The sequence below is a fragment of the Pseudoalteromonas holothuriae genome (assembly GCF_945859825.1).
Classification (GTDB): domain Bacteria; phylum Pseudomonadota; class Gammaproteobacteria; order Enterobacterales; family Alteromonadaceae; genus Pseudoalteromonas; species Pseudoalteromonas holothuriae.
This window is the reverse complement of record NZ_CAMAPC010000004.1, coordinates 166,221-192,153: the sequence shown is the minus strand read 5'-3', so window position 1 is coordinate 192,153 and position 25,933 is coordinate 166,221. Positions and strand designations below refer to the sequence as shown.

Sequence of the window (25,933 nt, the reverse complement as noted above, 5' to 3'; positions counted from 1 at the left end):
ATAAAATTCTTTAATCTTCGATCTTTATAAGACTATTGAGCAAGTCTAATTTTTCTATTTCACCTTCAAGCTGCTGACGAGCTTTTAATAGCTTGGCTTTATCTGGTGGGAGATCTAATACAGATTCCAACTGCTCAGTAGATTTACTTTTTCTTATAGCCCCTATTAAAAAGAAAATATACTCATGGATAATATTCATTAGTTGATAAGCATATTTTTCAGCTTCTTTAAACTGTCTCCCATTGTGAATTGCCATATTACGTTTCTTTCGCAATATTTCTAATTCAAGGCTAAGCTGAAATTTATCCTTAAATAAGATTAATGTCCTCGCAATTGTAACATGATAGTTTTCTTTCCCTGTGAATGTTAATGACTCTAATAGTGACCACATAGCTAAAAATGAACTATTCATATCTGAAGTATCAAGAGAGGAACAATATCGATTTAATATTTCAATAAAAAAATTTCGACTTCCACAGATATCAATATCAGTAGATTTTTTTTGATAAAAAGACTTAGCTTGATCATAACTTTGAGAAACATCCAGCGATGAAGTTTCATAGCTAAAGTTTGGGTCAAACCAATAAAAGGGAGATGCTTTATCGCCATTTTCCATATGAAGTGAGTGATATGGATATTTGGTGATTTTGTTAATGGGAGCAGGCTTCCTAAATGAAGTTCTGGTATAGTTACGATTAAAAAAAATATTAAATATACCGCGCCAATAGTCTAGTTGCTCAAGCGCAAGCTCTGTTGCTGCATGGACGCACTTTGCACAAACTTCTATAGTGACCCAAGAGTAACATTTTTGATTAATTCGTGGGTACATTGATTGCACCTGCTGAAAGTCATAGCTATTTTTGAATTTCTTTGGGAAGTGCTTAGAAATCGTTATCACAGATTTAGGAGTTTTAATCATACGTTTGTTTTTTAAACCGGTGATCGATACTGCGGTAATCAAATAGTATTTTTTTGTTATTTGTGCCAAATACTCTGCTTCTAACCTTTTTATTTGACCTCCGATAAAACCGCTTTGCAACTGTTCCATATCAGCGGCGTGCCAAATAGCATCATGTAATATTTGCTCTTTAACCGCATCAGGGACTTCAGAATCAAATCGAACTAACTCTTTTAGAAGCATTAAGTAATTATCAAACCCATTGGAGTTAAAAGCTGACTTAAAACTTTTTTTAGTTATGATCTGTCCACACTGCTGGCCAGCCTTTAATTTTAGTTTTTCTACTCTAGAGAGCACTTCATTAACAGAAGCAGAGTCTGTCCATTTTGACTTTGCCATTAAACATTCCTGATTATTGTCAAATCTCAATATAGCTTAATCTATTTTAGCCCTAAATACATAGGCGCTAAGCTGACACAATTTCAAGTAATAGTTTGCAGCTTTTTTAGCATAAAAATATTTTGATATTTAAGGTTTTGGTTGAAGACTAAAAGTAGCACAAAGTAATTTTTGTTAGTCGATATTTACTTGGGAAGCTTTGAGAAATGGTGGCCCCTCCCAGACTCGAACTGGGGACCTAACGATTATGAGTCGTGTGCTCTAACCAACTGAGCTAAGGGGCCATACAGTACCTACGTAGAATGTAGGTTAAAGGCTTACTAACATTAAGTAAGCGGGGTGCAGTATAAAAACTTTTAAATGCCTTGTCACTAGTAAATGCTATAAATTTAACTATCTATAAATCAAATGATTAAATTTAGAGCAATTTAGGCTGTATCGATATTTTATACAGACTAAAAAGCCGACAATTGTCGGCTTTTTAAGCATAGATGTTTATAAACCTAACTTTTTCTCAAGATAATGGATGTTTGTTCCACCATTTTGGAAATTTTCATCTGCAAGAATTTTCTTATGCAGAGGCGTGTTAGTTTTAATGCCATCAATAACGAGCTCGTTTAATGCATTACGTGCGCGTGCAATAGCAACGTCACGGTTTTCACCATAGGTGATCAGTTTACCAATCATAGAGTCGTAATGCGGAGGAACAGTATAATCAGCATAAATATGACTGTCCCAACGAATGCCTAAGCCGCCTGCAGGGTGAAAGCGCGTAATTTTACCTGGAGATGGGATGAAGCTCTCTGGGTCTTCAGCATTAATACGGCATTCAATTGCATGACCACGGATCACCACGTCACCTTGTGTGATAGACAAAGGTTGACCAGCAGCAATTTTGAGCTGCTCTTTGATTAAGTCGACACCAGTAACCATTTCAGTTACGGGGTGTTCAACTTGAATACGGGTATTCATTTCAATGAAGTAGAACTCACCGTTTTCATACAAAAATTCAAAAGTACCAGCGCCACGGTAATTGATTTCAATACATGCACGAGTACAGCGATCGCCAATGAATTTACGCATTTCCGCAGTAATTCCGGGGGCAGGGGCTTCTTCAACCACTTTCTGGTGGCGACGTTGCATAGAGCAATCACGCTCACCTAAGTGAATGGCATTGCCTTGACCGTCAGCTAATACTTGTACTTCGATATGACGTGGGTTTTCAAGGAATTTCTCCATATAGACCATGCCATTCCCAAAGAACTGCTTCGCTTCTTGTTGCGTTAATGCAATTGAATCTACTAGTTCTGCCTCGCTACGTACCACGCGCATACCACGACCGCCACCGCCGCCCGCTGCTTTAATAATTACAGGGTAACCAATGCGCTTGGCAATTTGTACGTTGCGGTCGTTGTCTTCGGTCAGTGGGCCATCAGAGCCTGGTACACAAGGTACGCCTGCTTTACGCATTGCTTCGATAGCTGATACTTTGTCACCCATTAAGCGAATGGTATCGCCTCTTGGGCCTATGAATACAAAGCCACTTTGCTCAACTTGATCAGCAAAGTCAGCGTTTTCTGATAGAAACCCGTAACCCGGGTGAATGGCAACTGCATCAGTTACTTCAGCCGCAGCAATAATTCGCGGAATATCTAGGTAACTTTCAGACGCAGCGGGTTTTCCGATACAAATGGTTTCGTCCGCAAGAAGTACATGTTTAAGATCGCGGTCAGCGGTTGAGTGTACAGCCACTGTTTTGATCCCAAGCTCCTTGCAGGCACGCAATACGCGAAGTGCTATTTCACCTCGGTTCGCAATGACTACTTTATCTAACATAGCGTTTGCCTTCTTATTGCGTAATTATTCGATGATGAATATTGGTTGGTCGAACTCAATAGGGTCACCATTTTGAACAAGAATTGCTTTAACCACACCGGCTTTATCTGCTTCAATCTGGTTCATCATTTTCATTGCTTCAACGATACATAGCGTATCGCCTACATTTACTTTTGAGCCAACCTCAACGTAATTAGGAGCCTCAGGAGAAGCTGCTGCATAGAAAGTACCAACCATAGGTGATAATACTTGGTGGCCTGATGGTGCAGCAGGCGCTGCCGGTGTTGCATCAGGAGCTGCTGCTACTGGGGCTGCAGCCGGTGCAGCTAAAGGTGCAGGTGCTGCAAATTGTTGTGGCTGTGCTATAACAGGTGCGTTGCTATAACGATTAATACGTACTGACTCTTCACCTTCGGTAATTTCAAGTTCAGCAATGCCTGATTCTTCTACTAATTCGATAAGTTTTTTAATCTTGCGAATATCCATAATGACCCGCCTGTTAGTTAATTTGCGTTATTTTTGTTGTGCAACTTGCTTACTGCAGCCATAAGAGCTGCTTGATAGCCTATTGCGCCTAAGCCACATATAACCCCTTGCGCTATGTCAGAAAAGTATGACTTGTGGCGAAAGGGTTCTCGTGCATAAACATTACTAATATGCACTTCATAAAAAGGTATATTTACACTTAATAGTGCATCACGCAGCGCAATACTTGTATGTGTAAAAGCTGCGGGATTGATGATGATGGCGTCAATCTGTTGCCATGCATCATGTATTTTATTAATAAGCTCTGCTTCACTATTACTTTGAAAATGTGAAAGCGTGACACCAAGTTGTTGGGCTTGCTTATCTAATGTTGCTATCAGCTCATTAAGCGTTAGTGTGCCATAGGTTTGAGGCTCACGGCGGCCAAGCATATTAAGGTTTGGGCCATTTAAGACTAAAATCTGTAACTTTGCGGTCATAATCTGTGAAAATCCCCAAAATCTAAATAAACTAAGCATTTTATAAAAGATAGTATCTAAATTAAGCGCTTTAAACTTAAATAGCAAATTTTTCTCACTTTCGCTGTGTATTATAGATATATCGAAGTAAATAGCAGCAAAATACTGGTCTAATCAGATGGTGAACGCTGCTCTCAATTAGCCAGCGTCCACATATTCGGGATTATTCTACGTGATTACGTACTTTCTTTAGGTGAGCAGAGAAGGGTTGTGGACCCATAAAGCCAGTAACTCGTAACTCTGATAGCTCATTTCCCTGAGAATCAAAGAACAACATGGTAGGTAAACCAAAAACATTAAACTCTTGCATGATTTCGATACTTTTCTCATCATTTTGCGTTAAATCTAGCTTTAATAAAGCAAAGTGTTGAAATTGTGTTTGTACCTCAGGCGCAAAAAACGTGTATTTTTCAAACTCTTTACAAGCTACACACCAATCTGCGTATAGGTCTACAATGGCGATTTGGCCATTATCATTTGCGTGGTCAATAGCTTGCCTTAGCGCACTTAAGTCTTCGACTAATTGAAACTTTTTCTCACTGTTAGCTTGTTGTGTCACTTTTATCGTTTTAGTAGGCCAAATAAGTTGTTTACTAACCAAAAGTGACGTTACTAATAACAATGAAGCAACACCCCATAATAGTGTTTTAAACACGCCCGTGTGCTGCTGGCTTTGCCAATGATGCAAGTACAGCGCAGTTGCGAGCATTAGGCCACTACCCAGCCAAAGAATAATGTCAAAATCAAGAATGCGTTCAAGTAATATTAGTGGCACCACCAACATTACAAAACCAAACAGTATTTTCACTTGCTCCATCCAAGCGCCAGCTTTAGGCAGTAATTTACCGCCTGATGTGCCAAGTAATAGCAGTGGTAATCCCATTCCTAAACTGAGTGCGTAAAGTGTGATGCCACCAATAAAGTAGTCGCCACTTTGTGCAACATATAATAAAGCAGCCGAAAGCGGTGCAGTGGTGCAAGGAGAAGCGATTAAACCAGACAGTATGCCCATAGCAAACACGCCCAAATAATTACCACCTTTTTGCTGGTTACTAATGGAGGTTAGCTTATTCATTAAACCATTAGGCAGCTTAATTTCATACCAGCCAAACATGGTCATGGCGAGTAAAACAAATAATAAGCTAAAACTAATAAGTACAGCAGGGTGTTGTATATATCCTTGGACTTGTCCACCAAGCGCGGCAACAACTAACCCTAATAAAGCATACGTGAGTGCCATACCTTGGATATATACAAATGATAAACTAAACGCTTTCTTTGTTGAGAGGCCTTGTTGGCCTGCTATCAGGCTAGATAATATTGGGAACATAGGGAAAACACAGGGTGTAAAAGCTAAGCCCACACCAACCATAAAAAAGATAGCTAAATTGGTCAGTAAGCTCTGATTTGCCAGTCGTTCAGTAAAAGATAATGGTTCACCATCATTGGTATTACTTTTTAGTTGCTCATTAGACGTTTGTTGATTGTTACTTTCATTATCGGTGGTATTAACCATAGCCAGAGGAGACAAAGGTATTTCAATGACCTCAGGTGGATAACATAAACCAGCTTCAGCACAGCCTTGGTAACGTATTTTTACGATAGCGTCATTACTGATATTACTCAGTTTTGACACAACTGAGAAAGAGTTAAAATAGACTTCTGTTTTGCCAAAAAATTCATCTTCTATTTCTTCTCCCTTGGCATATTCAGGTACTGAAATATCAGCCTCTTTGGCAATGATCTCTATTTTTTTCTTATATAAATAATAGCCAGGTTCAATTTCCCAGCCGGTAAAAAGAATATTACCTTGCTGGTCAAAATCAAACTTAAATGCTTCGTTAACACTTAAAAATGTACTTTGTTTGGGGGTTATTAGGCTCTCAAGAATGTCGTTATTTGCGTGAGCAGGCAACAGCCAAATAAGTGAAAAAATAAACAACAGGGTGCGCATTAATTTAGTACCTCATCCATCCAGTTAAAATAAGCTAAGTTACCACCTGTTACATCGAGTACCTGAATTTCTGGTACTTCATAACTATGAAGTTCTTTGATGGTGTTGATCACTTTACTTAGTTTTTCTGATTTGGTTTTTATAAACAGTTTAGTTTCGGTGTGTTGCACAACTTCACCTTGCCACATGTAAACCGACTCAACGGCAGGTAGAATGTTGACGCAAGCAGCGAGCTTTAACACCACGAGTTGATTGGCAAGCTGATTTGCATCTTGTTGATTTTCGCAGGTGGTCATGATCAGTTTGTACTGGGGAGCCATGCGCTGTTCCTTTACAAAGAATAAACTTTAGTCATAGTAGCTTAAACTAATATCTATCCCAAGTGTCTATAGATGAAAGCAAAATAGCAGCCCTGTAGCTTATCTTCTCGTTTGTGCTTGAAATGAGACCGAGTAACCCATATTTAAGTTTCATTGATTTAGGAGAAAGTATGTTTCGTATTCTATTTGTACTGTTTATTGTGGTGCCCATTATTGAAATTGCGCTGCTTATTCAAGTAAGTGATGTTATTGGTGGTGTTGCGACAATTGCTTTAGTGATATTAACCGCTATTTTTGGTGCAAAACTAGTGAAGCAGCAAGGGCTCAGTGCCTACAGCAACGTACAAGGTCAAATGTCACAAGGGCAAATGCCCGCGGCTGAATTGTTTACTGGCCTATGTGTGATCATTGCAGGTGTATTGCTCATGACACCTGGGATCATGACTGATGTGTTGGGCTTTATGTTATTGACTCCCGTTATTCGTACTCGATTGGCTAAAGCATTGATGAAGCAAGTAACGGTTAAAATGCAAACCAGTATGAATCAATCACATAATACTTTTACTCATCACAGTAGTACATCACAGCCATTTGAGCATGCAGAGCATAGAGACCTTAAAAGTAAAGAGCAGTCATCTAATACGATAGAGGGTGAATACCAAAGAAAAGATTAAAAAATTTTCAATTTTTTACTTGGGTTTTAAAACAGCCACCCCCATAAATGATGGCAACTGAATTTAAAAGAATTTTTCTGTAATTGTTCAGAAACTGTTAGGAGAAAACAACACATGAACATTCGTCCTTTACATGATCGCGTAATCATCAAGCGTCTTGAAGAAGAAACAAAGTCTGCTGGCGGTATTGTATTAACTGGCTCAGCGGCAGAGAAGTCAACTCGTGGTGAAGTTATTGCTGTAGGTAATGGCCGCGTGCTAGACAACGGTGAAGTAAGAGCGTTAGAAGTAAAAGCCGGTGATACCGTGCTATTCGGCTCTTATGTTGAAAAAACTGAAAAGATCGAAGGTCAAGAATACCTGATCATGCGTGAAGACAACATTTTAGGCATTGTAGGCTAATCCTACTTTTCACTTTTCGAATTTACCAAATTTAATAGGAATTAAAATCATGGCAGCAAAAGAAGTAATCTTTGCAAACGATGCTCGCACTAAAATGCTAGCGGGTGTAAATATTTTAGCAAACGCAGTACGTGTAACATTAGGTCCAAAAGGCCGTAACGTTGTTTTAGACAAATCATTTGGCGCGCCAGTTATTACCAAAGATGGTGTATCTGTTGCGAAAGAAATTGAACTTGAAGACAAGTTCGAGAACATGGGTGCACAAATGGTAAAAGAAGTTGCATCTAAAGCAAATGATACAGCGGGTGATGGCACAACAACTGCGACCGTACTTGCACAGTCAATCGTAAACGAAGGCTTAAAAGCAGTTGCAGCGGGCATGAACCCAATGGACCTTAAACGCGGCATCGATAAAGCGGTTATTGCAGCAGTAGCTGAACTAAAAGCGTTGTCAGTACCGTGTGCTGATACAAAAGCAATTGCTCAAGTAGGTACTATTTCTGCAAACACTGATTTAGAAATTGGTGACATCATTGCAAACGCAATGGAAAAAGTAGGCCGTGAGTCTGGCGTAATTACCGTTGAAGAAGGTCAGTCGTTAGAAAACGAACTAGACGTTGTTGAAGGTATGCAGTTTGACCGTGGTTACTTATCTCCTTATTTTATCAACAACGCAGAAAAAGGCGCTGTTGAGTTAGATAACCCACACATTTTATTAGTAGATAAAAAAATCTCTAACATTCGTGAGTTATTACCAACATTAGAAGCTGTTGCTAAAACAAGCAAACCACTACTTATTATCGCTGAAGACCTTGAAGGCGAAGCGCTGGCAACACTTGTTGTGAACAACATGCGCGGTATCGTGAAAGTAGCAGCTGTTAAAGCGCCAGGTTTTGGCGACCGTCGTAAAGCAATGCTACAAGACATCGCAATTCTAACTGGTGGTACAGTTATCTCTGAAGAGATTGGTCTTGAGCTTGAGAAGTCAACAATCGAAGACTTAGGTACTGCTAAGCGCGTTGTGATCACTAAAGACGACACAACTATCATCGATGGTGCTGGTGAGCAAGAAGGCATTGACGGGCGTGTTGCACAAATCAAAGCACAAATCGAAGAAGCAACTTCAGACTACGACAAAGAAAAACTTCAAGAGCGTATGGCTAAACTAGCTGGCGGTGTTGCAGTAATTAAAGTTGGCGCAGCAACTGAAGTAGAAATGAAAGAGAAAAAAGACCGCGTTGAAGATGCACTACATGCGACTCGCGCAGCGGTTGAAGAAGGTGTAGTACCTGGTGGCGGTGTTGCGCTTGTTCGCGTAGCTAACAAACTAGTTGAACTACTAGGCGACAATGAAGACCAAAACCATGGTATTAAAGTAGCACTTCGTGCGATGGAAGCACCGCTTCGTCAAATCGTGACAAATGCAGGTGATGAAGCATCAGTGGTTGTAAACAATGTTAAAGCAGGCGAAGGTAACTATGGTTACAACGCGGCAAGCGGCGAATACAACGACATGATTGAGATGGGTATCCTTGACCCAACTAAAGTAACACGCTCTGCACTTCAGTATGCAGCATCAGTAGCCGGTCTTATGATCACCACTGAAGCAATGGTTGCTGAACTACCTAAAGAAGATGCACCAGCGGCTCCTGATATGGGCGGCATGGGTGGAATGGGCGGCATGGGCGGCATGATGTAGTAAAAATCGGCCCAAATCGCTTTTTAGAAAAACCCTAACACATTGATGTTAGGGTTTTTTTTTTGTGTCTGAAATTTGCTAGAGCTTCGTCATTTTAGGGAGGTACAAGGCGTTGGGTATCTTTTTTGACGGGTTGAGAAGTCCCTGATTTTTGTGATCAAAGCTTAATGAGAATAAGTGATCAAAGTTAATGCCATTGGGTGATCAAAGCTGAGGAAAGTATGCACTTTTATTGGGTTAAGTATAGCTTTATGTTAATTTTGGTGCCAAATGTGCACGCGTTGAGTGTAAATCAGCTAGATAGCTTAGATGTGCTGCAAGAGTATCTTTATGAAGGTTCAAGTATCGCGTTAGTTGGTTCATCAGGTGTTGGTAAGTCTACTTTGATTAATGCCTTATTTCATATGCATCAAGCCACTAAAGAAGTTAGGGAAAGTGACGATCATGGTAAGCATACTACAACGCATCGACAACTGTTTTTCACTGATGGGGATGTAGCAGTAATAGATACTCCTGGAATGCGTGAACTGCAACTGTATAATGCGGAGCAAGGCATTGAACGTACATTTAGTTCAATTGTTGAGCTAATTGCGCAATGTAAATATAGTGATTGTACGCATAGCAACGAACCTGGGTGTGCAGTTCAAGCGGCCATCGCTGATGATTTGATAAGCGAAGCTCATTTTGACAATTATCTTAAATTATTAAAAGAAGAAGAATCTCAACAGCGTCGAACTGTCGGTGCCCATGCGGTAAAAGAGCACTATCGTGCCTATTTCAAAAAGATCCACAGTGACAATAAAGAGAAATGGTAATTACGGCTCAGCAGAAAGAAAGGTAGCTGATTTTCCACATACTGACGTTCATTTAATGTAAAGCCGAACTGTTTCATCACACTGCAGATTTTTTAACGAAGTGTGATGATTTTGGGTTGTTAGAAGTGATAGCTGATACCAGTATCCAGTGTGGTGGTTTAAGTCAGCCACATTGGTGTAATGTAGTAAAAATCAGCCTAAATCGTTTTTTAGAAAAACCCTAATATATTGATATTATGTTTTTTAAATTCCATAAAGCTTCATTATTTTATGGGGATAAAAGAGGGGAGGGAACAATTAAGCGCTCATATGTTTCTCTAGATTAGCAAAAGTGTTTTCCATTACTTTCTTTTAATGCTTCACGCTAAAGGTTGTAGACTTGTTGTTCTATGCGGATCAGAGGTGCTCTGAGCGCTTACTTTTCTCAACACCTCGCCCAATATTGCTGAACTTGGACGTTATGGTGTATCTTCTCATATCTCATTTTAAGGTTTGCAACTAGGTGTTTACAGCTTTTTATATATTGGCATTATGGGAAGTAAGTAATATACGTCGTTTGGGTGTGCTTAAACACACCATTTTGGTGACGAATAAGCTCTTAGCACGACAGACTGGGTTAATCAAAATATGATAAAAAGTTTCATACATAATGTTATTTGATAAAAAGCGTCACGAAACCCTCACCAAAACCTCATGGGATAAAAGCATTGTGCAAGCAGAGATATTGTCAATAATCGATGATATTCAACGCTCACTCTTACCTGATACTAGTTGGCCCACGCATCCACTTGATGCACAAAGCTACCCTAAAGTTGGGCCTAAATGGTCAGCATACGCAGGAGCTGCAGGCACAATTCATGCTTTACAAATCCTTAGCGAATATGGATATAAAGTAAATGACTTATCAGGATCAATCGAAGGTGTTTACCAGTCTTTTTTGAAAACACCTGATGTTTCAGTAGAGCCAGGTTTACAAATAGGTGAACTCGGCATACTAATGCCAGCAATTTTAGTGCAACCTGATAATGTAAATTTATCCAGACTAGTTATGCGATGTATGGAAGATACTATAGCTCTTCCTCTGTATGAAATAACTTCTGGACAAAGTGGAATGATGCATGCAGCCCTAGCTCTTTATCGGAAATCGGGGAAAAGTCATTGGAAAGATTTGTTTGTTAAAGGCGCGAAGTCATTAATGGATAACTGGATACAAAATACCGAGACGGGAGAATGGCTTTGGCAAAGCCAAGTATTTGGTCCTAAACGTCATTATTATGGTGCATGCCATGGTGTAACTGGCAATGCCAATATTCTTTTACAAGGCGCTGATTTGTTGCCCGATGGTTACAGCAGAATAATAATTAAGCGTACGGTTGCCACATTAAATATTTCAGTAAAACAAAAAGAGAACCTAGCAAATTGGACGCTTTGTACTAAACCAGATATTGATAAATTACTTGTTCAATGGTGTCACGGAGCAGCAGGTGTTGTTACAGCAATGTCAAGAACACCGGTGATTGATTCACCTGAATCTAAATTACTTGATAAGTTGTTAGACGAAACGGGGGAGCTAGTTTGGCAAGCAGGGCCTCTCCTAAAAGGTTCTAATATCTGCCATGGAACGTCTGGTAATGGCTACGCTTTTTTGTATTTATACCAAAAAACGGGGAAGTTGGTATGGCTTGACAGAGCAAGAAAATTTGCAATGCACTCTATTGAGCAGTGCCAGAAAGCACGCTTGCATTACGGTCAAGGCCGATATACTTTATGGACTGGAGACGCTGGACTTGCAATATATTTGTACCATTGCATGCAACCTGAAAAAGCGGCTATACCGGGCTTGGACTTATTTTAAATGTTTAGTGCTAACAAGGTTAGATAAGGAAAAGGCACAGTTGGTTTTGTTCCTTCGCCGCTTATTCTAGCCACAATACCCAGCTCTACTAATACGGTGTTAAATTTCACAAGGCAGTCTGGTGTATAAGTTAATTATAATAATGCTCTTAACTATTTCTTCTAATGTAATTGCAGGTAAAGCGAATACTCAAGGAGAGTTAACTGCTACCTTAGAAAAAATTCGAACACAAAATAGTATCCCATCTATGGCTGTTGCTGTAATTAGCTCAGGTGAGGTAACTTATATTAAAGGTTTTGGCTTTCTGGATGAAATGAAGACTAAGCCAACAACTAGTGAGTCGTTATTTCGGATAGCTTCAATTTCTAAGCTATTTACCGCTCAAGCAATAATGCAACTTGTTCAAAATGATAAATTAGATCTTAATGACAAAATAGAACAATATTTGCGACCGTTCAGAAATAGTAATATCACGATTAAGCAATTACTTACACATACTTCTGGGTTGAATGACGTAATCAGGCCAGTAAGCTTTGAAGAAAAAAGATCTGTATATTCTTACCTTAGTCTTGTGAATAACTCTGCATCAAAGAATATCGAAGATAAGAAATTTGAATATAGTGATACTAATTTTAATATTTTGGGCGCCGTTATAAGTGAAGTTTCGGGACAGAAATATGAAAAGTTCATATACGACAATATTTTGAAGCCTGCATCCATGGAAAGAAGTAACTATTTCGATGGTATCAACTCATATTTTTCTCAAACGAGGCCGACATACAAAGGGAAGTTAATCAGTAAAGTTGATCAACGACCTTACGATATATCATTCAACCCAAGTGAAGGGTTAATTTCAAATGTGCGTGATTTAAGTCAGTGGCTAAAGTTAACACTTACCCATGACACATCTATTTTAAAAGAGCAAACATATCAAAAAATGTTAGAACCACAAGTGAAAACTACTTGGGGTGAAATATATATGGCGTTGGGATGGCAAGTATATAAAAGTGAGAATGGTAATATCGCTCGACATCCAGGAAGCATTAGGGGATATAAATCGCTAGTTCTGACTTACCCAGCTAGCAAAAATGCATTAATACTGCTTACTAATTCAAGTAATGCCCCACGGTGGGAAATAGCAAAATCGATTACAGAAATATTAAGGCATAACTCTCAGTGGTAGTAATCGCTTTCTTATGAACGCGTTCTTATTTTAAAAACTGTGTTTTAGCCTGTCTGGTATTAATGACATTATTTAAATCAAGCGCATCAACTTCTTTTGAGTGCTTTATTGCAATTCCCTCATGGGCTAGCAACCAGAGCTTTCTTTCAATTCCCCCTGCATATCCGGTTAAAGCGCCATTACTACCAACCACTCGGTGACATGGAACGATAATGCTAATCGGGTTTCTACCATTGGCGCCACCTACTGCTTGTGAGCCTTTGGGTCTATTTACCAATTTAGCTATATCAAGATAAGAAAGCGTTTTACCAAAAGGAATGTGTGATAGGTGTTTCCACACTAATTTTTGAAAGTCAGTCCCTTTGGGGTCAAGAGGTACATCAAATTGCTTTCGCTTACCTGAGAAATACTCTATGAGTTGCTGCTTACACAGATCCGTTATGGGGTTGTTTGCTGTTTTTATCGATTGTGTGCCACAAAAAATAAGTTGCGTAATACCTTTATCTGATGCCTTAAATTCTACAAGCCCTAAAGGGGATTCTATATAATCTGTATACATTAAAATTAACTCAATAATTGAAAAGTTAGAGTGCAGCGTAAAGAAACTATATGTTCTGTGCTAAAACTTGACTTTACATGTTGCAAATAGCCATTGCTGTTGGAAATGTAGCTGGTTTTATCATACGTTGCTCAATATTGCGTATTAACTGGATTATAAATGACCTGAGTTTTTGTACTAGCCAAAAACAGAACTGAACGTGATTTTTGTGTCGTACGTAAAATAAGCAGCTTTATTGGTGCTGATATATTGCGATAGCTTAATAGTTTGGTTAGTGTACCTTTAACAATAATATGAAGGAATGATTTATGAAATGGTTATATTTTGGCTTTTTAATACTGTTTACAGTTGTGGTGCAGGCAAACGAAGTTGAATCTCTCAATGCTAAACAGCTTGAGCAACAGGTTCAAGTGATTAACGAATTACAAAATGTTATTTTAATGAAAGATTCAAAAGTGGCTGATGTTGACGCCCTATTTGCGCATTTCACTGATAACTTTGAGTACATCCATGAAGTATATGGCGGCACTTATACCAAGGAACATCTATATAATAATTATGTTAAATTCCTTAAAGCTGGGAGGTACCAAAACACCTCTCCTAGGTACAAAATAACCAATATGATAGTGGGTCACGATGCGGTATCTGTTGAACGAGAGCAAGTATATGAGGGGCAGATAGAAAAGCATTTGACAGTGTTTGAGTTTAAACATAACAAAGTGGCAAAAATTATTGAATATTGGAAGTAGCTAAATCGATAGAAAATTAGAGAAGTTGCATGAGTCAGGTTGTTTATCCAAAAGCTTTAAAACTGGGCAGTAAAATTGCGGTTACTGCGTTTTCTTCAGGTGTACCAAAGGCGTGTCATCCACGCTTAAATATCGTATTAACGCATTTACAAGCACAAGGTTTTGAAGTGTTAGAGGGGCAGTACTTAAAGCATAACATAGAACATGTTAGCGCATCTGCAGAGCAGCGTGCCCATGAGCTTATGACATTTTTATGTGATGACCGTATTGGGGCTATTGCGCCGCCTTGGGGGGGCGAATTGGCAATGGAAGTATTGCCACTACTAGATTTTGAACGGTTAAAGTTGGCAAAACCAAAGTGGCTATTTGGTTTTTCTGATATCAGCACCCTTGGTATGGTGTTAATGAGTAAGCTTGGTTGGTCAAGTGCCCACTGTAGTAATTTGATGCAGCTACATCCAGATGAATCAGAGCCTCTGACAGCTCAAACGTTACAGCACTTAGTTAGAGCAGAGCGCAGTTATAGTTTTACTCAAGTACCTTCTAAATATTATCAAACCAACGGTGAGTCTTTTGCAGAGAACCCTGACACGGTAATGAATGTGACTGAACAAACCTGTTGGAGAACTCTACCTGAACAGGATGAAGTTAAAATGAGTGGCCGTTTGATTGGTGGCTGTTTTGATACTTTACAATATTTGTTAGGCACGCCTTACTTTGATTTAACGACTTTGAAACAGCGTTTTACACCAGAGGGCATTATTTTATATTTTGAGAACGCAGAGCTTTCACCCACTGCATTTAAACGTGCGTTGTTGAGTTTAAAATTCAAAGGGGTTTTTGAGCAAATCAATGGCTTGTTAATTGGTCGCAATGCGGTAATTGGTCATGGTGAGAAAGAAATAACCTCAGAGCAGGTGTTGTTAGATGTGATAAGCAAACTTGATATTCCAGTGATTTATGATGTGGATATAGGTCACCTGCCGCCTAATCTCACTTTATTTAATGGGGCTTATGCACATATATCAGCACATAATGGCATGGGTCATATCACACAAACATTAAAATAATTAAGCCATATCTTGAGTTTAATGGTTACGAGCGTGCTTGTGGCTAAACCCTTTTCAACTCCTCCAGTTTTGAGTGTAAGTCTACGTAATTAGCATTTTAATTATCTTCGACTATTTTTAGGAGCAATCGCAACACAGGCGATTAGAGACGGACTATTCAGCTTATTCCTAGGAGGAAGACAATCATGGATAACCATCAATCACGCGCGAAGTTTTTACAGCAGCATCCCAAAGCACAAGCCCATGCTGCATTAGATAATGCAACGAATCAACAGTTAAAAGTTACACCGGGACCCGTTAAGCTTACTGCAGGAAAATTTGCTGGTAAAAAAGCAGTTATTATTGGTGCAGGGGTATCTGGCCTTACCGCGGCTTATGAGCTGCTTGAGCAAAAAACAGGTATGGAAGTAACCATATTGGAGGCGCAAAACCGTACTGGCGGACGCTGTTTAAGTTTGCGTACAGGAGATACGCTCACTGAAGATCAAGACAGTCAGCTATTTAATTCTAAAGCAGGGCAAACCCAAGTGGTACGCTTTCAACAACCTTTAGGTGATAGCCAGCCATATCTTAATGCTGGACCCGGACGTATTCCATCAAGTCACAAGCGCTTGTTATCGTACCTCAAACAGTTTGGGGTTGATGTCGAAGTGTATGTGATGAATAGCGAGTCAAATCTGGTACAAATGAAAGACAGTTTTAATGGCTTGCCTTTGGTGTATCGCCGTTTAGATCACAATACCCGTGGTTGGCTATCGCAACTTGTCTATGACAATGCAGAGCAGTTAGTTCGCAGCACACAATGTCAAGTAGCAGAAGGTGATGTTACAACACGAGCACAGCAGCTAAAAGAGTTAATGATAAGCTTTGGTGAGCTTAGTGAAGATGGAAGGTATGTGGCAACCGCTGGGCAATCGGGTTTGGAAAACAGCAAGTCTCGGGCAGGCTATACCGAGTTACCTGGCGTGCAAGCTGGTGTAACCGCTGAGCCGCTAAGTTTTAATAGCTTACTTGATTCGCAATTTTGGGATAAAACCCGATTTTATCAACCAGTTGACTTTTTGTGGCAAGCAACGCTGTTTCAGCCTGTAGGTGGTATGGATCAGGTCCAGCATGCTTTTGCACGTCAAGTAGCATCTCTTGGGGGCACCATACATTTAAATAGTCCCGTTAAGCGTATTGAATGGAATGATGGCAAACAGCAATTTAAAATCTCTGTAAGTAAAATAGGTACGACCGAGCTGGATGTTTATTATGCAGACTATTGCTTTGTAAATATGGCTATACCGTTCTTAAAAGAAATTCTTGATGAGTCCTTACAGGATGTGAACTCTAATATAGGTTTAGATAAGCCATTTAAGCAGGCATTACAGGCGGTTTATAATTCCCAATTTTTTGATGATAAAGGCATACATACCGATAAATTCCTTGCTTGTACCACTAAAGTGGGTTGGCAAGCAGACCGTTATTTATGGCAAGGTAGTCAAGTAGAAGTACGTAATACCGCGCAGTGCCAAGAGAAAGTACTGACTGTGCCTGATTCTGAAGTTGGCGTTGTGCCTATTTTTGGTGGTATATCGTGGACTGATGACGATATCGTACAAATTTGGTACCCATCTTGTGCTTATCATGATCAAAAAGGGGTGTTAACAGGCGCTTATAACTTCTCCAAAGTTGCATACGAGTGGGGTAAATTACCCATTGATGAGCGATTAAATAAAGCGCGAGATGGCGCTAAATTGTTTGGTAGCAAATTTGGTGAAGGATTAGAGCTTGGAATTGCGATTGCATGGCAAAATATGCCTTATATAAAAGGGGGCTGGGCGCAATGGCATGCAGTTGATCAACATGCTGGTAATGCTGTGGCACACTTTAATGTTTTGTCGCAAGGAAGTCCTATTCACACCTCGCAGAGCACGCAAACAGTGCCTAACTTTTTTGTGGTTGGCGACCAACTATCTTCACTACCAGGTTGGCAAGAAGGTGCGATTGCCGCAGCCCTTAATGCAATTAGTCGAGTCGAGCGTCCTGACTTGGCGGTACCCTATTTGTCTTCCTTACCTGATACACGTTTAATGGTTGAAGGTATATAACAGCATTAAGGCGGTAGCCAGCTATCGCCTTTTGGCATAATTGTTTTCGTAGTAGATGCAAGCTAGCTGTGCAACTTATGTTATTCGCAATTCACATAACCTGCTATGTTGCTCATTTTGCGTATTGAAAGACTTTGATTTGAAAAAATTAATACTTCATAGTTCAACAGAGCCTAGTTTTAACCAATATATAACAAAGTGTTAGCATGGTTGCTGGATTAATTATTTACTGATATTACTGCGCAGCGACATCATGTAATGGGTATTGTGCATATCTCGACTATTATTATCAGACTAAACTACTTTTGTTTTACAAAACTGTACTTTTGAGTGCATTTTCAGGAGCTTATTATGGTCATTGTTCGTCATGTATTGTTATTTTTATTGAGTGGTATATTACTGAGCGCATGTAGTCCCAATGAACAAAGCAAGGATCAATCCCCCCAGTTACGGCCGGTGCGAACCATAACGGTGAGCTTATTTCATGCAGGGCCAGTTCAAGAGTTTCCGGGGGTTGTGGATGCGGCAAATACCGCTCAGCTGTCATTTAAAGTCTCAGGGGAAGTGAGTAAGTTACTAGTAAAACAAGGACAAGAAGTAAAAAAGGGTGATGTGATAGCCGTTTTAAACGATACCGATTATAAATTGTCACTTGAAGAGGCTCAAGCGTCGTTTGATAAAGCTAACGCAGATTTTGGTCGAGCTGAAAAATTACTTAAAACGGGTACTATTTCAAAGGCCGATTATGATCAGCTTAAGCTGCAATTTGCCAGTGCAAAAAATAAGTTAGCAACCGCTAAAAACAATTTGGAGTATACCACGTTACATGCGTCTTTTAGTGGTGTAGTTGCACGTACCCAAATTGAACAATTTGAAGAGGTGCAAGCTAAGCAAGCAATCGCTACTTTACAGGATATTAAAACGGTTAATGTGAAAGTGAATGTTCCTGAGAGCGTGATGATTAACGTTTCAAAAGATGTGCCAAAGCAAGTTTATGCTGAGTTTTCTGCCATTGAAGACCAGCGCTTTCCTTTAACGTTTGTAGAAGTCAGTACGAAAGCCAATGAAATCACCAATACCTATGAAGTGACGTTAAGTATGACGCCACCTACTGGCTACAACATTTTACCGGGGATGACTGCCAAAGTATTTTCAAGCCAAGTTGCTGTCGATAAGCAAGCTATCTATTTACCTGTTAAAACCGTTTTAAAAGATCAACAAGGTAACTATGTTTGGACCGTTGAAGCCGTTGGCGATAATCAAGGAAAAATCATCAAAACACCGGTGACGATAGGTGAAATGACCCAATATGGTTTTCAAATCATCAATGGGGTTTCAGCGGGTGAGCATGTTGTATCGGCAGGTATGAGTAAAGTAAGTGATGGTCAACTGGTGAAATTTATGGGAGACGAGGCGTGAATATTACTCGATTAGCCCTTGAGAATAATCGCACTGCTTGGGTTATTTTTTTAGCCATGCTTTTATTTGGCATACTGGCGTTTAATAAAATGCCAAAAGATTATGACCCCGGCTTTATTATTCGTACTGCTCAGGTAGTTACATATTTCCCGGGTGCTAGTCCACCGCGGGTTGAGGCGCTAGTAACGGATCAAATAGAAAAAGTCGTTCAACAAATTCCAGAATTAGATTTTGTAAGTAGTACATCTAAAACCGGTGTGTCGATCGTGAGCGTTAATATTAAAGAAAGTTATAAAAATATGCGGCCTATTTGGGATAATTTGCGGCGTAAAGTGCAGAGTATAGAAGCCGAGTTGCCCAAAGGAGCGCAACCGCCTATTGTTAATGACGAATTTGGAGATGTATTTGGTATTGTTATTGGCTTGACTGCTGAAGGCTATAATCATCGCGACATGGAAGAGGTTGCTGAGCAAGTTCGTGATACCTTTTTACGTTTACCAGATGCGGCAAAAGTAGAAATATACGGCACTCAAGAACAACGGGTGTTTATTGAATTTGAGAATAGCCGCCTAGCTGCATTAGAGCTTTCGGCAGGCATATTACAACAACAATTGGCTGCACGTAACATTGTAAACCCTGGTGGTACGCTTTATGTTGGCGACGAAACCTTAGTGGTAGAGCCCAGTGGAAACTTCGAATCGGTGTCTGAAATCGCTAATACTATTATTAATGTGCCTGGCAGTGAACAAGTTATACTGTTATCCGATATTGCCAAGGTTTATCGCGACCACATTGAACCTGCAAAAGCGAAAGTTCGAGTCGGTACACATCAGGGTTTAACCATTGGTATTTCGATGCGAACAGGAGGAAATAATTTAGACCTTGGTAAGCAAGTTAAGCAGACTATCCAGCATCTAGAGAGTGTTTACCCTATTGGTGTGGAGTTTAAATTATTATCCTTTTTACCTCAGGAAGTTGAAAAAAAGGTCAATGATTTTGTTTCTAATTTAGTTCAAGCGGTGTTGGTTGTGACAGTGGTAATGCTATTTACTTTGGGGTTACGCACAGGGCTCGTGGTTGCCAGTTTAATACCCATGAGTATGGTGTTTGGTATTTTGGTGATGTCATTTTTTGATATTAGCATTGATCAAATTTCGCTTGCTGCCCTGATCATTGCATTGGGTATGTTGGTGGATAACGGCATTGTGATGTCAGAAAATATCATGGTGCAAATGGAGCAAGGTAGGCGCGCGGTTGATGCTGCTGTGGACTCGGCTCAAGAGTTGAAAGTGCCTCTGTTGGTATCATCGCTAACAACAGGGGCGGCATTTTTACCCATTTTCTTGGCAGAATCATCGACAGGTGAATATACCGCATCACTGTTTAAAGTGGTAACGATTACCTTATTGTGCTCTTGGATATTGGCTTTAACGATGATCCCCATGCTTTGTGTTTACTTTGTAAAAGTAAATACAACCCAACAGCAGGCATTTAGTGGCCCAATTTATAGAAACTATCGTGCAATTTTAGGGTGTTTGCTGCGTTATCGGTGGCTCACTGTGGGGGCGTGCATATTGATGTTCTTTATAGCAATTCAAGCATTACAGCTGGTGCCAAAGTTATTTTTTCCACCCTCAGATAGAACTTACTTTAAGGTAGAATTAGAGCTGCCAGTGGGAACGCGTTTAGAAAGCACTGAGCACTTAGTTAAAGATTTTGAACAATACCTGCACAGCCAATTGTTAGTCAATGAGCAACGTTCTGAGGGGGTAACGCAATGGGTGAGTTATATAGGCAATGGAGGACCGCGTTTTTTGCTTAGCCACAACCCAGAACCAAGCAGTGCGAACTATGCCTTGATGATAGTGTCGGTAACGTCATATACCTTAATTGATGACATGATGGCTAAAATTGAAGGTTATGCACTTACTCGCCATCCGGATTTATTACTTAAACAACGAAAGATTGAAAATGGTGCGGCAATAAATAACCCTGTAGAAATACGCCTTCTGGGTGAGGATAAGGCAAAGTTAATGGCAATCGCTGAGCAGATAAAGCAGCAAATGCGGCAAACACCGGGGTTAAAATCAATTAGTGATGATTGGGGTTTGCCAATAAAAAAACTTGAGATCAACATCAATCAAGCAAGAGCAAGGCGGGCCGGTGTTTCAAGTGAAGATATAGCCACTTCATTGCAAACGGGTTTAAGTGGACTAGAGCTTACACAGTACCGTGAAAAAGAAGATACCATACCGGTAATTCTTCGCTCTGTTGCTGCTGATAGGCAAGATATCGCCAAACTAAAAGCGATGGCGGTGTATTCACAAGCCTCTGGTAATTCGGTGCCATTGCAACAAGTTGCAGACGTAGAGGTGGTATGGGAAAGCGCGCAAATATTTCGCCGCGATCGTGTTAAATCAGTGGTTATTGGAGCGCAAATTGACGGTATCACTGCGAGCGAGGGGTTTGCTTCACTCACCCCGTGGCTTGAACAGCAACAAAAAGATTGGCCCTTTGGATATAGTTATGAGTTAGGCGGTGAAGCGGAATCCTCTGGTAAAGCGAATGAATCAATCGCAGAAAAACTGCCAATTGCGGTTCTGATTATTGTATTGCTGCTGGTGGCACAGTTTAATTCAATACGTAAGTCATTATTGGTGCTGGTAACGATACCTTTGGGATTTATTGGCGTTGTTGTCGGGCTATTAGTCGGGCAATCATTTTTTGGCTTTATGACATTATTAGGTGTGATTTCATTGGCTGGTATTGTTATCAATAATGCGATTGTTTTGCTGGAACGGATCAAAATTGAATTGGACGCGTCACCACAAGCGCCCATTAATGCCATTATAATGGCGGCTCAAGCCAGAATGCGGCCGATATTATTAACCACGGCCACAACCGTGTTGGGCTTATTACCGCTCTATTTGGGTGGGGGGGAAATGTGGGAACCCATGGCACTGAGTATCATGGGTGGGTTGTTGTTCTCAACGCTACTCACACTTGGGGTCGTGCCTGTGCTTTATGCATTATTGTTTAAAATAAGCGCTCATAATGAAAGTGAAAAGGTGGTATAAGTAATCATTTGCTAATGAGTGTTAAAGAGCGTAAATGCGACAGACAAATGGATGACCATTCCGTTACAGTATTTAGTGCAAAGTGAAAGCGGCATGAGGAGGCGAGATATGAAAAACGTTATTGTATTGATAATGGGCTTATGTGCAGCATGTAGTGTGTATGCTGGTGAAGCCAAAGTAAATTTTAAAGATTTTAATGAATACCGAGATGTGTATCCATCAAATGAAGTGAAAGGGGCTTATCACAAACGACTAGCTAAGCAATTTGAAAGGCACATTGTAAAGTTAGCTGAGCAATTACCACAAGGCTATAAACTTGATGTGACCTTTAATGACATAGACCTTGCTGGAGATGCGCGTTTTAGCATGAACGATGTTCGCATCGTTAAACCTATTTATTTTCCACGCCTAAATATTCGCTATCGGTTAGTGAATGAAAAAGGTGAACAAGTACTGAAAACGCAAGAGCGAGAGCTTAAAGATATGAGTTTTATGGATAGAATAAAAGTAGGCCGAAACGAAGCGTTATATTACGAAAAGCGTTTGCTTAATGAATGGTTCGATAAAGATGTGCTAGCCACCGCTAAAATCTAAAATAGCTAAATGCGCACCGAGTAGCTTAAATTAGCTCGGTGCGTTGTTGCTATTTAAATGTTGCAAGTAGCTGTAATAAGCTTTGTAGCTTCAGTACTGTCGTTTTTAATTTTGCTTCATCTATAGTTTCTTGCTCGCTCAATGCTTTAACATCGCCAGCAACATCTAATACGTAGGGCTTAAAGCGTTTTGCTTCAAAAGAAAATCCAGCCTCTTCGGTAAATAGCGCTGTAAATTTTCCATGTCCTTGTTGCTGTAATTCGTCTAATTTTTTATCAGCATCAAGTGACTGACGATAAACAACTTTTAGGTTTTCATTTAATTTTTCAATAATGGCCTGCATTTTCTTCCTAAAGTTATTGTTGAAACGGCCGATAGTCTACTCGGATTCATTTAAAAAGTCAGGTAACGCTTATGAATATTTCCGGAAATAACCTGCCTGTCATGTCTGGTGCGGGGCAAAGTGGCGAAGTATATAGTGCCAATTTAGCCAAAAAGCAGCAGCAAGCAGAAGGGAAAGCGGCACTTGCTTTGATTGAAGCCGCAGGCAGCAGCGCAGCAGCGCAAAGTCCTGCACAATCAACCACAGCAAGTTTAGGTAATAACATTAACGTATACGTTTAACGTATCGTTATTGTTATTCCAGCTGTAAATCAATCGGTGTCTTACTTGTTTTGCCACCGATTTCTCTGACCAATTTGGGTACCAAAAACCCAGGCAGTGCTTCTAGCATATCAGCCATGATTTTTTGTGCTTGCGCCTGTTCTACATCAAAGTGGCTTGCACCTTCTACTTTATCAAGCAAATGTAAGTAATAAGGTAATATATCCGCGTCAAATAATGCTTCACTTAAAGTAATTTGTGCTTGTGATGAGTCATTAATACTTTTTAGCAACACTGCTTGATTTAATAAGGTAACGTTAGCTTGTTTGAGTTTGCGCATAGCGCTAATAAATATATCGTCAATTTCATTAGCATGATTAATGTGATTAACCAAAATTACTTTTAAGCGGCTATAAGCAAATCGTTCGCACAAAGTATCGGTAATACGGCTTGGCATAACAACAGGTAAACGGCTATGAACTCTGATACGCTTTAGTTGCATTAATGGCTCGAGTTGGTCCATCAGCCAAGCAATGGCGTCATCTTTTGCCATTAATGGATCACCTCCACTTAAGATCACTTCGTTTATTTGCGGATGTTTTTTTACGTAATCTACTATATCAAGCAGAGCGCGCTTGTTGATCTGATTGTCTTGATATGGGAAATGACGACGAAAACAATAGCGGCAATTTACAGCACACCCTGTTTTTAACATCACTAAAATGCGCGAACGGTATTTGTGCAACACTCCAGGTTGTGTACTTTGTTGTTCTTGCAACGGGTCTTTATTAAAGCCTGCTTTAGTTAAAAATTCTTGGTGAACTGGTAGCACTTGTAGCAGTAATGGATCGTTGGCATCGCCGTAGCGCATTTTCTTTATGAACGCTTGTGGTACACGAAGAGGAAATAAACGTCTCGCTTGGACATCTTTTGTGTCAAAATGCGACTCTAAACCCAACATATTGAGTAAGGTTTGAGGGCAAGTTACGACATTTGCCAATTCTTTTTGCCAGTTACTATGCAAATTTACTTCATTTGTTTGTATCATTAGCAGGTTTATTACTCGAAAAAAAATGATTAGAGGATATGATGGCGAATTATAGCACCAACGAGTTCAAGGGCGGCTTAAAAATTATGTTAGATGGCGAACCTTGTGCCATCTTAGAAAATGAAATGGTAAAACCGGGCAAAGGCCAAGCGTTTAACCGTGTTAGGATCCGTAAGTTGATCTCAGGTAAAGTATTGGAAAAGACCTTTAAGTCAGGCGACTCAGTTGAGGGTGCTGATGTAATGGATACCGATCTTGCTTATCTGTACACCGACGGCGAGTTTTGGCATTTCATGAATAATGAGACGTTCGAGCAAATCGCTGCAGATGAAAAAGCAGTGGGTGAAAACGTAAAGTGGTTAGTTGAAAACGACGTATGTACGATTACTTTGTGGAACGGCAGCCCAATTGCGGTGACGCCGCCTAACTTTGTAGAGCTTGAGATCACAGAAACTGATCCAGGCCTTAAAGGGGATACTGCAGGCACTGGTGGAAAGCCTGCAACATTGAGCACCGGTGCGGTGGTACGTGTACCATTGTTCGTGCAAATCGAAGAAGTGATCCGTGTTGATACACGCACTGGCGAATATGTGAGTCGCGTTAAATAACATCCAATGTAGCCCAATTTTACTGGGCGCATGATTAAAAAGCCCCAGCTATGTGCTGGGCTTTTTGTTTTAGCAGAATAAAATTTAAGAGAAAAACAATGCCACAGCCATTTTGGGCACCCAGTGCTGACATTACCACGTTGAAAAAACGGGCTGCTATATTAGCTAAAATTAGAGGTTTTTTTGCAAGCAAAGGTGTAATAGAAGTTGAAACGCCAAGTCTATGTCGCGCAAGCGTTACCGATGTACACCTTGCAAGCTTTAAAACGCATTTTGTTGGGCCAGGCTCCGAAGGTGGTTTAGACCTTTATTTGCAGACCTCTCCTGAATTTGCGATGAAAAGATTATTGGCAGCAGGCAGTGGCCCAATATATCAATTGGCTAAAGCATTTCGAAATGAAGAGTCGGGGCGGCATCACAACCCAGAATTCACGATGTTGGAATGGTATCGTCCGGGTTTTGATGAGTTTGCATTGATGGATGAAATTGAACAGTTAATACAACTGATCTTGGCTTGCCAACCCTGTACTCGTATCACCTATCAGCAGGCTTTTCTAGATGTTTTAGGTATTGACCCACTAACGATTAGTTTTGATGAATTAAAGCAATGTGCCAACGAACATGGTTATTGCGATATCGCACAACAAGAAACGAATCCCGATACTTTGTTACAGTTACTATTTTGTATGCAAGTTGAGCCTAAAATTGGTATTGATGCCCCTTGTTTCGTGTATCATTTCCCTGCATCACAAGCGGCACTTGCACAGCTTAATGAGCAAGACTCTCGCGTAGCTGGGCGTTTTGAATTGTATTATCAGGGAATGGAGCTGGCCAATGGGTTTAATGAGTTAACCGATGCTAAGGAGCAAGTTCAGCGTTTTAATGAAGATAACCTGCAGCGCACGCAGAAGGGGTTGTCGGCCGTTGCAATAGATCAGCAATTTATTAACGCGTTAGAGCATGGCTTGCCACCGTGCTCAGGTGTTGCGTTAGGTATTGATAGGTTGATTATGCTAGCGCTTAACAAAGGTCATATTAGTGATGTGATTGCGTTTGGCATAGAGCGGGCATAAT

Annotated in this window: 24 protein-coding genes and 1 tRNA gene; 15 read left to right on the top strand and 10 right to left on the bottom strand. The window is 40.2% G+C overall.

All coding sequences use genetic code 11. The annotated features are described in order from the left end of the window. Nucleotides 1–10: 10 nt before the first annotated feature. From OCI93_RS07230 to cutA, 7 genes are all read right to left on the bottom strand, one after another. The gene (locus OCI93_RS07230) at nucleotides 11–1,297 is read right to left on the bottom strand and encodes a hypothetical protein (RefSeq protein ID WP_261626125.1); all 1,287 of its coding nucleotides are present in this window, start codon (nucleotides 1,295–1,297) and stop codon (nucleotides 11–13) included. 207 nt (nucleotides 1,298–1,504) lie between these two features. Next, a tRNA-Ile gene (locus OCI93_RS07225) sits at nucleotides 1,505–1,581 on the bottom strand. A 211-nt stretch (nucleotides 1,582–1,792) separates the two neighbouring features. Beyond that, entirely contained in the window at nucleotides 1,793–3,133 is a 1,341-nt protein-coding gene (gene accC, locus OCI93_RS07220; RefSeq protein WP_261595450.1) for an acetyl-CoA carboxylase biotin carboxylase subunit, read from the bottom strand. Between the two features lie 24 nt (nucleotides 3,134–3,157). After that, the gene (accB, locus tag OCI93_RS07215) at nucleotides 3,158–3,619 is read right to left on the bottom strand and encodes an acetyl-CoA carboxylase biotin carboxyl carrier protein (protein WP_261595449.1); all 462 of its coding nucleotides are present in this window, start codon (nucleotides 3,617–3,619) and stop codon (nucleotides 3,158–3,160) included. A 17-nt stretch (nucleotides 3,620–3,636) separates the two neighbouring features. Continuing rightward, nucleotides 3,637–4,098, bottom strand: a complete 462-nt coding sequence (aroQ, locus tag OCI93_RS07210; RefSeq protein ID WP_261595448.1) for a type II 3-dehydroquinate dehydratase — start codon at nucleotides 4,096–4,098, stop codon at nucleotides 3,637–3,639. A gap of 202 nt (nucleotides 4,099–4,300) precedes the next feature. Then, nucleotides 4,301–6,091, bottom strand: coding sequence for a protein-disulfide reductase DsbD (locus OCI93_RS07205; RefSeq protein WP_261626124.1), 1,791 nt, complete (start codon nucleotides 6,089–6,091; stop codon nucleotides 4,301–4,303). After that, on the bottom strand, nucleotides 6,091–6,411 hold the full coding sequence (gene cutA, locus OCI93_RS07200) for a divalent-cation tolerance protein CutA (protein ID WP_261595446.1): 321 nt from the start codon (nucleotides 6,409–6,411) through the stop codon (nucleotides 6,091–6,093). The genes OCI93_RS07205 and cutA overlap by 1 nt, the downstream gene beginning before the upstream one ends. 170 nt (nucleotides 6,412–6,581) lie before the next feature. Between cutA and OCI93_RS07195 the strand changes: the two genes are divergently transcribed. The 6 genes from OCI93_RS07195 to OCI93_RS07170 all read left to right on the top strand — a co-directional run bounded on the left by OCI93_RS07195 (nucleotide 6,582) and on the right by OCI93_RS07170 (nucleotide 13,039). Then, entirely contained in the window at nucleotides 6,582–7,085 is a 504-nt protein-coding gene (locus OCI93_RS07195) for an FxsA family protein (protein WP_261595445.1), read from the top strand. Nucleotides 7,086–7,199: 114 nt separating this feature from the next. Then, on the top strand, nucleotides 7,200–7,487 hold the full coding sequence (locus OCI93_RS07190) for a co-chaperone GroES (RefSeq protein ID WP_070986334.1): 288 nt from the start codon (nucleotides 7,200–7,202) through the stop codon (nucleotides 7,485–7,487). A gap of 49 nt (nucleotides 7,488–7,536) precedes the next feature. Then, entirely contained in the window at nucleotides 7,537–9,186 is a 1,650-nt protein-coding gene (gene groL, locus OCI93_RS07185) for a chaperonin GroEL (RefSeq protein ID WP_261595444.1), read from the top strand. A gap of 251 nt (nucleotides 9,187–9,437) precedes the next feature. Beyond that, a complete protein-coding gene (gene rsgA / locus OCI93_RS07180; protein ID WP_261626123.1) occupies nucleotides 9,438–10,001 on the top strand; it encodes a ribosome small subunit-dependent GTPase A in 564 nt (187 codons plus the stop codon). Between the two features lie 649 nt (nucleotides 10,002–10,650). Then, nucleotides 10,651–11,856 carry a lanthionine synthetase C family protein gene (locus OCI93_RS07175; protein ID WP_261593215.1) on the top strand — a complete coding sequence of 402 codons (1,206 nt, stop codon included), beginning with the start codon at nucleotides 10,651–10,653 and terminating at the stop codon, nucleotides 11,854–11,856. 121 nt (nucleotides 11,857–11,977) lie between these two features. Further along, on the top strand, nucleotides 11,978–13,039 hold the full coding sequence (locus tag OCI93_RS07170; protein ID WP_261593214.1) for a serine hydrolase domain-containing protein: 1,062 nt from the start codon (nucleotides 11,978–11,980) through the stop codon (nucleotides 13,037–13,039). Between the two features lie 25 nt (nucleotides 13,040–13,064). Here OCI93_RS07170 and OCI93_RS07165 read toward each other — a convergent pair whose 3' ends face one another. Continuing rightward, the gene (locus OCI93_RS07165) at nucleotides 13,065–13,598 is read right to left on the bottom strand and encodes a methylated-DNA--[protein]-cysteine S-methyltransferase (RefSeq protein ID WP_261626122.1); all 534 of its coding nucleotides are present in this window, start codon (nucleotides 13,596–13,598) and stop codon (nucleotides 13,065–13,067) included. Nucleotides 13,599–13,906: 308 nt separating this feature from the next. Between OCI93_RS07165 and OCI93_RS07160 the strand changes: the two genes are divergently transcribed. The 6 genes from OCI93_RS07160 to OCI93_RS07135 all read left to right on the top strand — a co-directional run bounded on the left by OCI93_RS07160 (nucleotide 13,907) and on the right by OCI93_RS07135 (nucleotide 22,600). Beyond that, nucleotides 13,907–14,347 (top strand): nuclear transport factor 2-like protein, encoded by a 441-nt coding sequence (locus OCI93_RS07160; protein ID WP_261593212.1) that lies wholly within the window; start codon nucleotides 13,907–13,909, stop codon nucleotides 14,345–14,347. A gap of 29 nt (nucleotides 14,348–14,376) precedes the next feature. Next, the gene (locus tag OCI93_RS07155; protein ID WP_261626121.1) at nucleotides 14,377–15,417 is read left to right on the top strand and encodes a S66 family peptidase; all 1,041 of its coding nucleotides are present in this window, start codon (nucleotides 14,377–14,379) and stop codon (nucleotides 15,415–15,417) included. A gap of 185 nt (nucleotides 15,418–15,602) precedes the next feature. Next, nucleotides 15,603–17,510 carry a flavin monoamine oxidase family protein gene (locus OCI93_RS07150; RefSeq protein WP_261593210.1) on the top strand — a complete coding sequence of 636 codons (1,908 nt, stop codon included), beginning with the start codon at nucleotides 15,603–15,605 and terminating at the stop codon, nucleotides 17,508–17,510. A gap of 351 nt (nucleotides 17,511–17,861) precedes the next feature. Beyond that, on the top strand, nucleotides 17,862–18,929 hold the full coding sequence (locus OCI93_RS07145) for an efflux RND transporter periplasmic adaptor subunit (protein WP_261626120.1): 1,068 nt from the start codon (nucleotides 17,862–17,864) through the stop codon (nucleotides 18,927–18,929). Beyond that, nucleotides 18,926–22,006: an efflux RND transporter permease subunit gene (locus OCI93_RS07140; protein WP_261593208.1), complete on the top strand. Its 3,081-nt coding sequence runs from the start codon at nucleotides 18,926–18,928 to the stop codon at nucleotides 22,004–22,006. Before OCI93_RS07145 ends, OCI93_RS07140 begins: the two co-directional genes overlap by 4 nt. 108 nt (nucleotides 22,007–22,114) lie before the next feature. Further along, nucleotides 22,115–22,600 carry a DUF3016 domain-containing protein gene (locus tag OCI93_RS07135; protein WP_261593207.1) on the top strand — a complete coding sequence of 162 codons (486 nt, stop codon included), beginning with the start codon at nucleotides 22,115–22,117 and terminating at the stop codon, nucleotides 22,598–22,600. A gap of 49 nt (nucleotides 22,601–22,649) precedes the next feature. Here the strand turns inward: OCI93_RS07135 and OCI93_RS07130 are convergent, their stop codons facing one another. Then, nucleotides 22,650–22,943, bottom strand: coding sequence for a prephenate dehydrogenase (locus tag OCI93_RS07130; RefSeq protein ID WP_261593206.1), 294 nt, complete (start codon nucleotides 22,941–22,943; stop codon nucleotides 22,650–22,652). Nucleotides 22,944–23,014: 71 nt separating this feature from the next. Here OCI93_RS07130 and OCI93_RS07125 point away from each other — a divergent pair, with 71 nt between their 5' ends. Continuing rightward, nucleotides 23,015–23,224, top strand: a complete 210-nt coding sequence (locus tag OCI93_RS07125) for a hypothetical protein (RefSeq protein WP_152087188.1) — start codon at nucleotides 23,015–23,017, stop codon at nucleotides 23,222–23,224. A gap of 13 nt (nucleotides 23,225–23,237) precedes the next feature. On the opposite strand, the gene epmB is transcribed toward OCI93_RS07125, so the two are convergent. Beyond that, nucleotides 23,238–24,251 carry an EF-P beta-lysylation protein EpmB gene (gene epmB, locus OCI93_RS07120; RefSeq protein WP_261593205.1) on the bottom strand — a complete coding sequence of 338 codons (1,014 nt, stop codon included), beginning with the start codon at nucleotides 24,249–24,251 and terminating at the stop codon, nucleotides 23,238–23,240. A gap of 41 nt (nucleotides 24,252–24,292) precedes the next feature. Between epmB and efp the strand changes: the two genes are divergently transcribed. Both efp and epmA read left to right on the top strand, forming a co-directional pair. Further along, a complete protein-coding gene (efp, locus tag OCI93_RS07115) occupies nucleotides 24,293–24,859 on the top strand; it encodes an elongation factor P (RefSeq protein ID WP_261593203.1) in 567 nt (188 codons plus the stop codon). 98 nt (nucleotides 24,860–24,957) lie between these two features. Beyond that, nucleotides 24,958–25,932, top strand: coding sequence for an elongation factor P--(R)-beta-lysine ligase (gene epmA / locus OCI93_RS07110; RefSeq protein WP_261593202.1), 975 nt, complete (start codon nucleotides 24,958–24,960; stop codon nucleotides 25,930–25,932). The last annotated feature ends 1 nt before the right edge of the window (nucleotide 25,933 follow it).